Genomic DNA, 15,950 nt, shown 5'->3' on the forward strand with positions numbered 1-15,950 from the left:
TCCCTCAGAGAGGTATAAATACATACGATGGCGAGTGGGGTTATTCATGCCATCCGTTATCATCAGCCAGTGTCGCCCGACATGCGTCTCTCTCGGCCTGACTGCTTCCTTTCAGAAGAAATCCCTGCTCAAGCAGAGCGTTGAGAAAAGCAATATCGTCATCGCTAGCCGCGCCGCGCTGCTCAACCTGCTGAACGCGACTGAAAAATTGGCCCAGCAGCGTCGTCAATTGCGCATTGGCCTGCGCATCGCCTGCGCAGTGATGACGGGTTGCGGTGATGGCGTTGGTTAGCCGTATCACGCGCTGGCGTCGGTCGGCGTCGGGCACTGGGCGTTGCAGTGCCTGCGCCAGCCGCTCACGATCCTGACGATCGTCAAAGGCGTAGACCTGTGCCGGATACGCGTTTTCCAATAGGAGGTTTTTCAGTACGCTTTGCGGGCCAATCTCTATCGCGATGGGAGCCTGCTTAGCCGCGACATACGCCAGAGAGCGCTGCCACTGCACCGGCTGAGACAGTTGCTGCTCCAGCCAGGGTGCCATGATCTGGTTGTCGGGATACGGCTGGGCGCTGACATTGGCGATCACCTGACAGCGCGGCTTATGCCAATCGCAACGATCCAGCGCTTGACGCAGTGGCTGTCCGTATTGATGCAGCAGCGCGCTGTGGTAGGGAACGCCGCCGATCAATGGCACAACCTGAACCAAAGGATCGTGATCCAGCAGGTACTGTTCGGCGGCGATGATGGCGGCGTTGTGCCCGGACAGCATGAATTGTTTGGGTGAGTTGAAGCAGGCGATAGCGACCTGTTGCCGGGTTTCGCGTACCGCCGCGTCACATGCCGCCTCCACCAGAGCAAGATTGCCCTGTTTGATAATGGAGGTTCCGGCATCCATCTCCTGGGCGATGTGGCTGGCTAAGCGACTGCGCATTGCCACCAGTTCCAGCGTTTGGGAAAAACTGAGTGCACCGCTACAGGTCAATGCCGCATATTCACCTAGGCTATGACCCAGCATATACTCCACGGTGGCGTCGGTATCGGTCAGTGCCAGGAACTGCTCGAAGGCCAAATAATGCGCCACGCTGGTGGTATATATCGCGACTGCCATGACCGTGGGTTCGGAAAGCCGAATAATATTGCCAGACAGACACAGCGCCGCCATATCCTGTTTCGCGACATGGCTGGCTTCCTCAAACAGTATCCGTACCTGCGGGTAACGCTCATAAAGTCGCTTGGCCATGCCGACGTATTGCGAACCCGAACCGGGGAATACCAACGCCAATGGCTGCGTCATCCCTCGCTCCCCTTACTGCCCATCATGTAATTCATGGCAATCTGTATTTCATGGATTTGCGATGTTCCTTCAATGATCTCCATGATTTTGGCATCGCGGTAGTAACGCTCGACCGCGTAATCAGCATGGCAACCATTGGCTCCGAGGAGTTGGACCGCGTTTCCTGTGACCTCCACTGCCGCTTTGGAAGCGACATACTTCGCCATCAATGTTTCGTTAATCATTTCTCCATGCAGGCTCTCCCGATATTCTGCCGCGCTGAAACACATCAGCCGCGCGGTTCGGGTTTGGGTCAGCATGGTAGTGAAGATGTGCTGGACAATGCCGTGGGAAAACAACCGGCGCTTGAATTGCTTGCGCTGACGGATGTAGCGTGCCGCGACATCCACGGCGGCCTGACACAATCCGAGGCTGCCACAGGCCGTGGTGAAACGCCCTTCGTTGAGCGCAAAATTGACCGCCAGCGGTACGCTCGACGTGAGCTGACCAAGCAGCGCGTCCGGCTTCAGGCGACAACGGTCAAAATGCAGTTCCGCGAGCATATTGCCACGCAGCCCAAGCATGTCGTTGATGGGGGTGATGGTGAAGCCCTCGGTGTTGCGGTCGATCAGCACCGTCGCCAACTGATTGCCGCATCGAGCCAGCACGATAAAGAAATCCGCAATCTGCCCCAGGGTGATCCATTTTTTTCGGCCGGTTAGCAACCAGTCATCGCCATCCTGCTGCAATTCGGTTTCTACGTTCATCAAATCGCTGCCGATGTTAGGCTCTGTCAGAGCAATCGCCCCCGTCAGTTCGCCCGTCACCAACTTCGGTAGGTAATACTGCTTTTGCGCTACGCTGCCCGCACGCTGGAGCGGCACGCTCACCATGCCCGTGACGGTGATGAGATTTTCCAGGGATCCGTGCACACCCGCCATCACCTCATGCAACGCGCACAGTTGATAAGAGTCAAATTGGCTGCCGCCATATTTTTTCGCGATTGAAACCCCTAAATAACCCGCCTGTGCCAATAGCGAAATTATCTCTGGCGCAATAAACTGCTGGCGTTCTATCTCTGCCGCAGCATTCGAAAGAGACCTTTTCGCAAATAGCTGCGCCTCTTGTCGGACAAGATTATAATACTCGTTAGTCATATTTCACTCCGGGCAGGCTTGCCGCTGAATAAGCTCAACCATTTTATTAACGGTGGCGATCTGTTCTATTTTCAGCTCACTCACCTCCAGTTCAATCTGGAATGTTTTCTCGATAAATAGAATGATTTGAACAGTAAACAGTGAGTGCACCAGCCCAAGAGAAAAAATATCATCATCGTCATTCAAGGTGTACCCGCGCAAAGAACGGGAGAGGAATTGACGAATAGCCGTTTTCATTTCTTGCGTTTCCATAATCACATCCCTATAGCATTAACCCGAATTCAATTACAGTAAATACGATTGTTGGTAGCAATAAAAACCCTGCCCTGACTTCGTGCCCAAATACCCGGCATCAACCATTTTCTTTAATAAGAAACAGGGGCGATACTTGTCGTCATTAAAACTGTTGTACAGCACCTGCAACGATTGCAGGATAGTGTCCAGCCCGATCAAATCAGCGGTTTGCAGCGGCCCCATCTTGTGACCGAAACAGGTTTTAAACAGCGTATCTATGTCTTCTGCGGTGGCGACATTTTCTTGCAGCATGAAAATCGCTTCGTTTACAAAAATCATCATCGCGCGATTGGTGACAAATCCTGGGGAGTCATTCACCACAATGCCGGTTTTATTGATCTGCGAAAATAAGCGATGAAAAACATCCAGCGCCTGCGGTGAAGTATGTACCCCACGAATCATCTCAACGGTATGCATCAACGGCACTGGATTCATAAAATGGACACCAACCACATTTTCTGGCCGCTGCATCAATTTTGAAATTGCCGTAATGGAAATGGCAGAGGTATTAACACCATATACCGTATCAGCAGAACAGATCATATTCAGTTTGGCGTATAGCGCGTTTTTCTGGTGGATATCTTCAGTAATATTTTCAATCACCAGATCACAATGTGAAATATCACTTAACTCGGTAGTGAATCGGATATTTTCCATCACTTTCGCCACGCTACTGTCGTTTGCTTTATGCTGCGGGTGAAAGTGATATAAACGTAAATTGGCGCTAATGGACTTCTGACAATTAACCAACTGCGTCGGTGAAATATCCACAACAGTGGTCGATATACCATATTGTGCCATATTATGGGCGACGCCCGTGCCCATGACTCCTGCACCTATTACCGCGACGTTCATTATTTTGCTCCTTTACTGATTGGCTGCTTCCAGGTTGTCTTCACCGCCCAATTGCGCCGCAATATGCGCATAGATACTGCGCGGATTGGGGGTTTCCATTAACGCCACCAGATCGATGCGCACGTTATAATCACGCTCCAGACGAGAGGTTAATTGTGTGACCAGTAGCGAGTGCCCACCCAGTTCAAAAAAGTCATCGTCCAGTCCGACGGGTTTGAGTTCCAGAATCTGCTCCATCAGCCCGGTGATGTGCTTCATGGCCGGCGTTTGCGCAGCGACGAAGGGCACACTTAATGTCGGCCGCGTCTGGTAACTGCGGCTTACTTCCTGCTCCTGCGTCGGCTCGGCGCTTGCCGCCGCACAGGTTCGCGCAGGCAAAGGATAATAGGTATGTTCGAAAGGATAGGCGGACGCGCAACCGCGCTGCGGCACGTGATCCCCGTACCACGCGGCCCAATTGACGTTAAAACCAGCCCCCCAGAGTTGAGCAATCGTTCGCAGCGCCGCCAGGCTATCCTCCGCGTCCGACGGCAGCGTGAGCCAGTTGATGCCCGGATCCCGTTGACCACTTGGTACAGCGTTCGCCAGCAGTGCTTCGCTCCAGAATCCGAGATCATCGTGCTGTTCATTGCGCAGCGCCCGTCCCTGCCAGGCCAACGTGTAACCGCTGGTCGGCGGGTGCCTTTCGGGGATACTGAGGCGTTGCGCCTTGTTATCCAGCGCCCACAGCATGCGCAAGACATCCTGCGTGGCCATCACCCCCGTGGCGGCAGCGGCGGGCAGGATGCCCGTGCCGCTCCCGGAGAGTACGTTGAGCGCAGGCAACAGCGTCATCCAGGTTTTCAGCGCAGCGATCGTCAGACATCCTCTCGCCAGCAGGCTGCCCGCTTCCGCCTGCGCCCACAAACCGGCGTCACTGCGATACCCCGGCGGTAACATATGTTCATCAAGCATCGCCACAAGCGCTGCCTCCTCCCGTTGGTAGACGGCTGAATGCGCCAATAGGCGCGCGTTAGCGCTGTCTGCCTCGGTGCGCAAGTCGGGGCAATGCCTGCCCCATGCTGCCAGTGGCATACTGTCTTTCAATGCCGCCAGTACCGTCTGCGTGCCGTCGCCATCGACCTGCACTACGCGCCGACAGTCAAACGCGGGTCTCACCACCTGTTGCGTATAGGCTACTTCACTCGCATCGGCATCGTTCAGCAACGCCGCCATCTGTTGAGTTATGCGGTCGAGTTGCGCGGGCGATGGCGCGGAGAGGGGAATAAACACCCGTTGCGCCTTGTTGCTGTCGCGCGCGGCAGGCTGCGCTGCCTCCAGAATCATGTGGACGTTGGTGCCGCCGATCCCAAAAGAGCTTACGCCCGCGCGCGGCGGCGTCCCCAGTTCCGGCCAAGCTAGCGCCCGCGTCGGGATATAAAATGGGGAGTGTTGCAGATCCAGTTTCGGGTTCGGCGTCTGGTAGTTAGCCAGCGGCGGAATGGTGCGTTTATAGAGAGCCAGTGCTGTTTTGATTAACCCCGCTACGCCAGCCGCCGCGTGGGTATGCCCGATGTTGGCTTTCACCGCCCCGAGCGCGCAGTAGTGACGCTGCGGCGTATCAAAGGCCTCCGTCAGCGCGGCGAATTCGATAGGATCGCCGATGCGGGTGCCCGTACCATGCGTTTCCACATAGCCAATACTTTCCGTGCTGACGTCAGCCAGATTGCAGGCGTCACGAATGACCTTCTTCTGTCCTTCATGGCCGGGTGCAGCAAAGCCCATTTTTTGGTTGCCGTCATTGTTGACCGCACTACCGCGGATCACCGCATAGATGCGATCCCCCGCGGCGAGTGCGTCCTCAAGACGCCTGAGCACCACCACACCGGCACCGTCACCAAAAAGTGTGCCAGAGGCGTGAGTATCGAAAGGTCGACAGTGTCCATCCGTCGCATGGATCATGCCCTGCTGGCAGTAATAGCCCGATTTTTGCGGCAAATCGATGGTGATGCCCCCAGCCAGCGCCAGATCGCACTCGCCAAATAACAGGCTGCGGCACGCCACGTGGGTCGCGCTCAGGGAGGTGGAACAGCTGGTATAAAGGCTATACACCGGGCCGCTGAGGTTCAGGCTGTAGGCGATGAAATGCGCGATCAGATCTTTATGACCATAAATGCCGGAGGAAAAACGGGTCAGCGCATCGCCTTCGATCTGTGACATTGAACGGCGCAACCACTCAACATCCTCCGAAGCGCCGAGGAAAACGCCCGTCACCTGTTCGCAGGCTCGCTGAGCATAGCCTGCATCTTCCAGCGCATGGTAGGCGACCTCATGCAGCACTCTGGATTTGGGATCCAGCGTCTGCGCCTCTTTGTGGCTATAGCCAAAAAACGCGGCGTCAAAGTCGCACACGCCCTCAATGTAAGGTTTGGCACGCACATAGTTGGGGTTATCCAATGTCGCCTGGTCGATACCCTCGGCGAGCAGCGCCTGCTCGCTGAAAAAGGTGACACACTCTTTGGCCTGAACAATGTTCGACCAATACTCACTCAACGTATTAGATTGGGGAAAACGAACCGCCATGCCAACGATAGCGACTTCCATACCGTTCGTTTCGCTTGCGTATTCCATAGTCTTCTCTACCTGTTAGCAGGGGCGATAGCCAGCCCGAGTCAATGCGAATTTTTTCGCTTGCGCGCGTTGTTTTCCGCAATCTGTAACGCGCGTTTTGCCGCCTGATTGGGGCTGTGCTTCTGCGGCGCAGAGGGGGGCAATGGCGCCACAGTGTCCTCATCCGGCGGCTGGCAAAAGGCGGCTAACTGACGCACGCTGGCGTGGTTATACAGCGTGACCACGCTTACATGCGGATAGCGGCGCGCCATCTGCCCACTCAGTTGCACCATATCCAGCGAGGTCGCCCCCAGCGCCGCATACTGGTCATCAATACCGATATTGGCGATGCCCAGATAATCTTCAATGATGTGACACAGTTCCCGTTCAACCTCGCGGGTTGGTGCGCTATAGGCCACGCCGATTTCCGGGCGCGGGCGTTTTTTCATTACGCCTTGCGCGCTCACGGCGTCTGCATCCGCGGGACTGTCGCGATCCACACGGTTGCCCGTCGTCAGTTCGTCGATGTTGCGCGGTGAGATCAGCACCTGCGCCCAGGGGCTGCGCGTCTGCAACAGGGGGCGTAGCTGACGCATCGCTTCCGGGTTGCTCATGCTGAGCGCATATCCGCCACGCCGCCGCTCGGCGATCATGGCATTCAACCGATCCATCCCGGCGCTGCTGCGGTGAATCACGACAACCTTGCCGATATGCTGTGGCGTGGTCAGGGTGGCGAACGCGTTTGCAACCTCGGGCAGGGGAACCGGCTTACAGGGGAGTAACGGCAGGGTTTTATCGTCAATCCAGGCGACAATCTGCTGCAGATAGCGGCGAAACGCCCCTTGCGCGGCATGGAAATTGAGCGGAATAAAGCTGCCGCCGTGAGCAAAGAAGCGCATAGGTAGCGCGCGATCTTCCACGATGTCTTTGCTACCCAGTTCGAGAAATCGCCCGAGCGGTGCCAACAGCGTCAGACTGACATCAAGCAGACGTCCGGTGAGGGAATTGAGGATCACATCCATGCCCTGTCCCTGCGAGTGCGCGAGCAGGGTTGTAGCAAACTGTTCGCTGTGGGAATCCGCAACGCAATGTACACCGAGTGACGTCAGGTACTCGCGTTTAGGCTCGCTGCCTGCGGTCGCGTAGATTTCTGCGCCGCACATTTTGGCGATATGCACCGCCGCCAGGCCAACGCCCCCCGCCGCACTGTGGATCAATACCCGTTCACCGCGTTGGAGATCGCCGCGCACCACCAGCGCGTAGTACGCGGTGAGATAGGCGATGGGCAGCGCAGCCGCCTGCTCGATACGGCAATGCGCCGGCATTCTGACTACGCAGTGACTATCCACTTGCGAATACGCGACAAAGCCGCCATTCAGTACCGCCATCACATCATCGCCAGGCGCAAACTCTCTGACATTTTTACCCACACGGGTAATGCGGCCTGCGCACTCCAGCCCTAATTGCAGCGGTGCGTCGTCCGGCTGCTGCCTGAGCAACCCCATAGAGAACAGGACATCTTTAAAATTCAGCCCGCTGGCCAGAACTTCAATTTCTACCTGATTATCGCCCAGCGCCAGACGCGGCGTAGGTTGCAACACCAGCGTGCTGGCACCCGCATCCCCCGGTTGTAGCTGCAACTGATAATTCTCGGCACAGGGCACGCGCAGCCGCGTATCGCAATTCGCGTCCAGCATCTGGATCTGCACTTTGCGCTTCATTAACGCCGCACAGCGGGCAATAAGTTCGCCAGCGTCATCATAGAGCGTGAAGGCGTAGCTATCCCCGTCTTCGTCGTGCTGGTTTACGGTCAGTTCCGCGTGAAGCGTCGCGGTCATCGGACCGTACAGGCGTAAATCCTGATAAAGGAATGGAACCGTCTCGGTGTGATAACCAGCCAGTTGTTCGATAAAACTGCTGGCGACATCCAACAGCGCCGGATGTAGGGCGAATGCGTCCCGATCGTAGGCGGTGGGCAGGGTCAGCGTCGCGAATGCGTGGGTCATTGCCGCATTGCAGTGAACCTGTTGCAGGTTTTGCCAGCGCGGCCCATAGCGGAAGTGAGCCCCCGGCAAACCGCGCACCTCGGCCGTCATCTCGCGCATGCTGCGCAGGATTGACGCCTGATCCAACGTAGCCGTAGCGTTCTCGGTCAACAGCGAAACACGTCCCTTGGCGTGGGTAGTTAATGCGTCAGTGAACATATCCTCAATCGATTTCACCTCAACGCTGAACGCGTCACCTTCCGGCTCAATGTCGACAAATAGATCGACGCAGTGATGATCCGCCACACTCAGCGGCGCAAGGAAAACCAGCTCATCGATACAGACTCGCGCCTGTGCCAGATAATGGCGCAGTGCGTCGTAAACCAGCGTCAGATAGCCGGTGCCCGGTAGCGTGGCAACACCCGCAATCCGGTGCTCATCAAGCAGCCAGTCGCGCTGCGGCGACAGTCGAGCGTAATAGCTCGCTCGCCCGCCCTGCCGTTTATACGCCTGCAACAGTGACCCGGCCGCTAATGGACGCAGGCCGCGCAGGTACGCATTTTCACTGCCGTTAATCGCCTCCAGCAGCATGCCCTGTTCTTTTAACGCATCCCAACCTACGCTGAGTGCATTCACCCCATAGCGCGATCTCAACTGCTCTGCGAGTGCATCCAGGTAAGCGCTAACCGCGGCATAGCCCGTCTGACCGACCTCCGCATTAACGGCGGCCAGCGAGTTGCAAAACAGCATCAGTAAGCGTTCATCCAGCAGTTGATGCCGTTCCAGCGCGTGCAGCACATTGTCCGTGCCCGCCCCTTTCACCGCCAGTGAATCCAACAGCGCAGACTCGCTCAGTTGATGCAACGTCATGGCCGTGCTGGATTCAGCGGCAAAGATAATGCCGTCCAACCGGCCATAACGCTCAATAATGGTAGCCAGACAGGTATTCACCGCTTCGGTATGTGTCACGTCACAGTGGATGACCTGCAGTCCGGCATCCTGCACCGGGGCATGTTGATGCGCTGCGCGGCTGCTCAGGATTACGCTGACGCCATCGCGACGCGCCAGTTCGTGGCCGATAACTCGGCCGATACCCTTTTCTCCGCCAATAATCCACACTACGCTACCCGGATTGCACCATGACTGCTGCGGCAATCTTGTCAACAAACGCGTTGGTACGTAGCGGCGCAGATACGCCACCCCTTGGCGGATCGCCATAACCGGCTGAGCGGGGTCGTTAACCACGCGCTGGGTGAGGATCGTGAGTTTATCTGTCTTGGCCAGATCGAGCATCCGGACATCGGTGGGGTAGAGTTCCTGAGCCAACACGGTGATCGCACCGGACAACGCCGCCAGCGCCGGATCCGGGTTCTCGTGTTCCTGCACCCGAAATGCGCCCTGAGTGAGCACGGTCAATGAGGCCACTGGCGTGGTTTGGCGCGCACACCAGGTGGCAACGCGATAGAGCCCAGTCAGCGACTGTGCCAGCGAAAGCTGTGCGGATGGAGCATACAGATAATGCAACTGCTGGTACGTCTTTTGCTGTAACAGCGGCGTCACGCAATGAAAGTGCGTAATAATTCGGTCGTTATCCCACACTTCGCCCTCATCCGAGACCGGCATGGGCACCACGACACTGTCAACCCCGCTCTGTGCCAGCGCATTCTGCACCCGATCGCTGTCCGCGCCGATAACCAGCACCAGCGCGCCGGGCGCATAAAAATCATCACCTGATGGCGCAATGTGCGACTGCCACACGACTCGTTGCAACCATTCTTCTTTCGGGCGACGCAGTGGATGCTGCGGGTGACGATAGCCAGACAGCGCGGCACCATAGCGATAATAATAGGCCTGTTCGAACGGATAGCCCGGCAAGGGAATGTGCCGCCCGAGCGCATCATGATTGAAGCGACGCCAGTCGATATTTACACCGTTCACCCAGAGCGTTGCGAGGGTGTGGTGCATAAAGTGTTCGTCATCGATCTGCGCTTTGGCCTGGCGCAGCGTCAGCACAGTGGGCTGATCGCGATATTGGCTGTGTGCCTGAATAAAGGTTGATAGCGTTTTTCCTGGCCCGACCTCCACCAATAGGGACGACTCACTCAATAGGTGCGCGGCTCCTTCGTTGAACAGCACCGGATTACGGACCTGCTGAACCCAATAATCGGGTGACGTCGCCTGTTCAGCGGTGATCCACTCCCCGGTGACATTAGAGATAAAGGGGATGCGCGGCGCACTTAGTGGGATCTGCCGCAGCAATGCGGCAAACTCCGGCAGCATCGGCGCCATCATGGCCGAGTGAAACGCATGAGAGGTTTTGAGCAGCGTATGCTGAATATCGGCTTGCACCAGGCGGGCGCAGAGGCCGGAAATAGCCTCATCGTCACCGGCAACGACACAAAAATGCTCGCTGTTGTTGGCCGCCAGTTCAATACCTTCGTGCGCCGCCAGCCAGGGTTCCAATTGCGCACGACTCAGGTAGATCGCCAGCATACTGCCCGGCAGCATGGACTGCATCAAACGCCCGCGTGCTTCGATGATCCGGATAGCGTCATCAAGTGTAAACACGCCAGCGATACAGGCCGCCACATACTCGCCCAAGCTATGCCCGATCATGCTGGCGGGTGTGACACCCAGCGCCATCAAGGTCTGCGCCAGACTGTACTCGACGCAAAACAGCACCGGCTGAGTGAAAATAGTCTGGTTAATATCCTGCGGATGATCGGCGGTAAACAGCAGCGCCTTAAGATCGACCGACGAATAGCGCTGATAGGCAGCAAAGCACCGATCCATCTGCTCGCGGAAAATCGCCTGACGGGCATAGAGCGCGCTGGCCATACCGCGATACTGGCTCCCCTGCCCGGGGAACATAAAGCAGACACCGGTCGCCGTGCTCTGACCGCTAACCTGTTCAGCATGCAAAATGGTGGCGCTGGAAAGATCGATTTTCGCGCCACGGCTCACCAGATAGGCGCGCCGATATTTGAACGCGGTACGTCCTGTCTGTAACGTATAGGCGACATCGGGCAGGCGAACGCCCGCCCCATACTTAACATATTCCAGCGTAGAGACGACCCGCGCCTCAAGCGCCGCAGGGGTTTTCGCCGAAAACAGCAGCAGATAGTCGTCGCGTACATGATCCGGCTCACCCTTCTCAGACGCCAGATGTTCTTCTAGCGCGATACTGGCATTGGTTCCGCCAATCCCAAACGAGCTTACCAGCGCCCGACGCGGCTGATTTTGCGTCCAAGGCTGTGATTCATGATTGATGTAAAGCGCAGAATGCGACAGATCAATGGCGGGATTGAGTTGGGTAAAATGCGCCGTCGGCGGCAATTCCTGATGATGAAGGGCCAGCGCGGTTTTGATCACCCCCGCCACGCCCGCCGCCGAGTTTAAATGGCCGATATTGCTTTTTATGGCCGAGACCGCACAAACTGGCGCACGCGCAGCACCGAACACCTCATTCAGCGCCCGTATCTCAATAGGATCGCCCAGTACGGTAGCGGTTCCGTGCGCCTCTACCAGGCCGATGCTGTCGGTCGTAAAATGGGCGCGGCGCAAGGCAGAGCGGATCACCGTCATCTGCCCACTCACGCTCGGCGCGGTATAGCCAACCTTATTATTCCCATCATTGTTGATGGCCGAGCCTTTGATCACCGCATAAATGCAGTCCCGATCAGCCAACGCATCATCCAGGCGTTTCAACAACAGTGTCGCCACGCCATCGCCGGTTACCGTACCTGAAGCCAGGCGATCGAAGGGGCGACAGACGCCGTCCCGAGCATTGATCATCCCCTCATGGTATTCGTAACCACGGTAGGCTGGCATCTCAATGGACACGCCGCCCGCCAGCGCCGCATCACAATCGCCATTGCGAAGGGCATTACACGCCTGATGGATGGCTACCGCCGAGGTCGAGCACGCCGTATCCAGCGTCATGGCCGGACCGGTGAGATTTAACGCATGGGCGATCAACGCGGTGACAGCGTGAATATTCAGGATGCTGGCCTTGTACAAGGCGGTAGAATCCGTCGTGTCCTTCATCACCGCATCCAGCCAGTAGGGCGATGTCAGGAGTCCCGCGAACACACCGATGGTGCCCGCAAAGGAAACGGGATCGCACCCGGCATGTTCCAACGTCTGCCAACAACACTGATGCAGCAGGCGAATTTGCGGATCCATCAATTCCGCTTCGTTGGGGGTATAACCAAAGAAGTCGGCGTCGAACCACTCGTGATCGTCAATGATCCCTTTGGTTTTTATATAGTTGCTTTGTCTTAGCTGTTCGGGAGAGACCCCGCTGGCCAGTAGCTCATCATCGCTAAACAGGGTTAATCCTGCTTCTCGCCCGGCAATCAGTGCCCACAGCGCTTCAATGTCCGTCGCACCGGGGAAACGCCCCGACATACCGACAATCGCCAGCGGCGTGTCACTGTAGGCAACGGCAGGCTCCGGCTCGGCCACCGCCGACTGCGGCGCAGCGTTAAGAAAATGCGTCAGTGAATCCAGAGTGGGGTACTTAAAGAGATCGGTGATATCAATATCGAGATGTAATTGCCGCTTGATTTCCCCTTTGATCCTGATGGTATCCAGCGAGGTGCCGCCCAAGGCAAAAAAGGAGTCACTGCCATCAATGTGCGGCAGCTCGAGCACATGTTGCCATATCTGCCGCAGTGCTTGCCCTACACCGGGTTGCGTGAGTTTCTCTACGGTCGGAACGATCGGGCTTTGCTGCGCGGGCAGCAGGTTGCGCACCTGCGTCAGATCCACCTTCCCGCTGTGGTTCTTCGGCATTTCCGCCACGACTACCCATGATTCTGGAACGGCAAATTGCGGTAGCCTGCCGCTCAACTGCGCGAGCGTCTCGGCGGGTTCATAGCGCTCGTCGACGCAAATGACGGCCGCAAGATGCAGGGTGTCCCGCACGGTATGAGGGATCACCACCGCTTCGACAATGCCCGCACACTCCAGCAGACGTTGTTCGATTTCGCCGGTTTCAATTCTCTGACCGCTGATTTTGATCTGCCCGTCTTTGCGGCCAAAACACTCAACGCATCCGTCATCCAGTAGCCGCGCGTAATCTCCGGTTTTGTACATCAGCCCGCCGGGGATAAAGGGATCGGGGATAAATACGGCGGCTGTCAACTGCGCTTTATTCAGATAACCGATGGCAACGCCCTCGCCGCCTGCCACCAGTTCACCGGTAGCCCCCAGCGGCAACAGATGCCCGTGACGATCGGTGATATAGAGCGACGTTCCCGGCACGGCGTAGCCGATCGGCACACGGGCAGGCTGAAGGCCGTCAAATCGGTAGGCGGTGGTGAAGATGGTGTTCTCCGTCGGCCCATAGCCATTGGTCACCTTCAGATGCGGGTATGTCGTCATCACGGCATTGACATGCCTGGCGGATACCGCTTCGCCCCCTACAGTAATACGCTGTAGCAGGCCAAAGAAATCGCCGCCTTCCGCCACATAAGAGTTAAACAATGACGCGGTAAACCAGGCGCGCGTCACCTGTTCTTTCACGATCGCTGCGCGGATTTTGTCCATGTCGAGCAAAGCCAGTTTGCTCAACAGCACCAGTTTGCCGTGGTTAAGCAAGGTGGACCACATTTCAAACACCGAGACATCAAACTCAAAGGGGCAGGTCAGCAAGGTGACGTCGTTCGTCGCCGCTTTCAGCGCGCTTTCGCCCTGCATCAGACGCAGCAGACTGCGGTGCGCCACCACGATGCCCTTTGGTTTGCCGGTAGAGCCAGACGAGTAAATCACATAAGCGGGCGAATCTGGGGTGATCGCAGGATATTCCACCTTCGAGGCAGCGGGTAAGGCACAAAGATCGCCCTGCGCCACACTGAGTTCGCCGAGAGGTTTTCCCTGCACCAGCAGTAATGATAACTGGCTGTCGTCAATCATCTCCTGCATACGGCCAGAGGGGTAGTCGGGGCTGATCGGTACATAAGCAGCACCGATGCGCATGATAGCGATTATCGCCGCCACCGTATTGACGGTACGTTCGCTGATAATGCCGACAAAATCGCCCTGACGTATGCCCTGCTGCGCGAGATAGGTAGCAATCCGATCGGCACGCTCGGCTAACGCGCGGTAGGTCAACGCATCTTGTTCATCTGCAACGGCGACGCGATCTGCCGCGGTTTCGATAACCCGCAAGAACTGTTCAACAACGTTGGACTGGGGGTCCCAGTTACGGCATGCCATGCCGTTCAGATACGGCTGAAGATAGCTTGTTTGCTGTTCTGGGGAGATATTGACCAGCGATGCGATCGTTCGCTGCGGGTTATGCACAATTTGCTCGACCAGATAGCACAGTTGCGTAAGCATGGCTTGCGCCATGTTGGCGGTAAGATAACGCGTTGCATAGCCGATGCCGAACCGGTAACCACGCTGATTGGCGATAGTAAGGGTTAACGGGTAGTGAGTTTGCTCCTGCACTCGCATGCTGCGAATGCCGATCTGAGCCTCGCCCGCCAATAAGGCCGCATCGACCGGATAATTTTCTATCACGACCAGCGTATTAAACAGTTCACCTTGATGGCGCTCCTGTTGCGCCACCTGTTTTATTTTCGCTAACGCATCATATTCATACTCATAGTGATTAATCAGCGTCTCATGCATGCGCTGCAAGTGTTGTAGCAACGTGCTGTTGCCATCATCTTTCACCCGCAGCGGTAACGTGTTAATAAACAGGCCGAGTGCGCTTTCGATGCCGTCAATCGGCGTATTTCTGCCAGAGACAGTGGCCCCAAAAACCACATCATCAGCGTAAAGCCAGCGTTGCAGCACAATGCCCCAGGCGACATAAAACAGCGTGGCCGGGGTGATCCGATGCTGCCCACACAGCGTGTGTATTTTCTGACAGACGTCCGGCGGCAGCGCTTTTTCCAGGCTCGCACCGAGCAGTTCATCCGTCAGTTCATGCGCGTCCTGGTGCTGCAAGAGCGGTTCAAGAGAGGTAGGCACCATCGCCTGCAGGTATGAGGCCCAATATTCGCGTTGAAATACTTTTTGCCGCTTCGCCACCTCAGTAATAAAAGGTTTGATGGACGAGGGTAAAATAAACGAGTCATCCTGCGATGCCGTTGCCAACGCGCGGGTATAAAGATTGAAAAGCTGCTGAATAAAAAGAGATAAGCTCCAACCATCCATCACAATATGATGATAAGAAAATATAAAGACGCTTTCAGTTTTCGACTGAATTAAATAGGCACGAACGGGGATCGTATTTAAATCAAAGACGTTATTTAAATCAGCGCGGAGAAATGCGTTAACAAATACATCAAGGTTATCATCCTGTGGGGCGTCAAGTGTAATAGTCTCGCCCAAGGGAAAAGTGACTTTTTTATTATGCTGATTGGCATCGACAATATAGATATTCGGCACTGCATCGATGCAAACCTGTTGATAGGGGTGATCGCCTTCATCCCAACAGAAACGGATACGGAAACAGTCATGCTTTTTAAATAAGGTATTTAAAGCCCATTGGAAAAGCGCAGCGTTTACGCATTCAGAAAAATGGCAAACAAATTGTTCATGGTAATGATGTTTTCCTTCTCCCGTTAACGCATGAAATAAAAACCCTTGTTGACTCGGCGTGAGCGCAAGCGCGGATTTTGTTTCTTTATTGTTAATTATTGGTAATGTAAACTCATCATCCATAACCTAACACCTTAATTGAGTTATGACGCATAACTAATTAGCATTATTTACAATTCCGTTTAAAAAATTACCATTTGTATCAATGAGACATAACTACCATTAAGGATAGTTTTTTAT

General features: G+C 55.8%; 6 protein-coding genes. All 6 read right to left on the reverse strand.

Going from position 1 to position 15,950, the window contains the following annotated elements; all coding sequences use genetic code 11:
• Positions 1 to 40: 40 nt before the first annotated feature.
• From ACJ8IL_RS22695 to ACJ8IL_RS22720, 6 genes are read right to left on the reverse strand one after another with little or no spacing between them, the layout of a single operon-like run.
• The gene (locus tag ACJ8IL_RS22695) at positions 41 to 1,294 is read right to left on the reverse strand and encodes an ACP S-malonyltransferase (protein ID WP_206357879.1); all 1,254 of its coding nucleotides are present in this window, start codon (positions 1,292 to 1,294) and stop codon (positions 41 to 43) included.
• Positions 1,291 to 2,430: a colibactin biosynthesis dehydrogenase ClbF gene (clbF, locus tag ACJ8IL_RS22700; protein ID WP_265838628.1), complete on the reverse strand. Its 1,140-nt coding sequence runs from the start codon at positions 2,428 to 2,430 to the stop codon at positions 1,291 to 1,293. Before clbF ends, ACJ8IL_RS22695 begins: the two co-directional genes overlap by 4 nt.
• Positions 2,431 to 2,433: 3 nt before the next feature.
• Positions 2,434 to 2,682 (reverse strand): colibactin biosynthesis aminomalonyl-acyl carrier protein ClbE, encoded by a 249-nt coding sequence (gene clbE, locus ACJ8IL_RS22705; protein ID WP_265838627.1) that lies wholly within the window; start codon positions 2,680 to 2,682, stop codon positions 2,434 to 2,436.
• A gap of 33 nt (positions 2,683 to 2,715) precedes the next feature.
• Positions 2,716 to 3,579: a colibactin biosynthesis dehydrogenase ClbD gene (gene clbD / locus ACJ8IL_RS22710; RefSeq protein WP_206357876.1), complete on the reverse strand. Its 864-nt coding sequence runs from the start codon at positions 3,577 to 3,579 to the stop codon at positions 2,716 to 2,718.
• 12 nt (positions 3,580 to 3,591) lie between these two features.
• Entirely contained in the window at positions 3,592 to 6,189 is a 2,598-nt protein-coding gene (locus ACJ8IL_RS22715) for a beta-ketoacyl synthase N-terminal-like domain-containing protein (RefSeq protein WP_442516858.1), read from the reverse strand.
• Between the two features lie 41 nt (positions 6,190 to 6,230).
• The gene (locus ACJ8IL_RS22720) at positions 6,231 to 15,833 is read right to left on the reverse strand and encodes an amino acid adenylation domain-containing protein (RefSeq protein WP_442516859.1); all 9,603 of its coding nucleotides are present in this window, start codon (positions 15,831 to 15,833) and stop codon (positions 6,231 to 6,233) included.
• Between the last annotated feature and the right edge of the window lie 117 nt (positions 15,834 to 15,950).

Source organism: Serratia sp. CY47444 (assembly GCF_052168635.1).
Taxonomy (GTDB): domain Bacteria; phylum Pseudomonadota; class Gammaproteobacteria; order Enterobacterales; family Enterobacteriaceae; genus Serratia; species Serratia bockelmannii.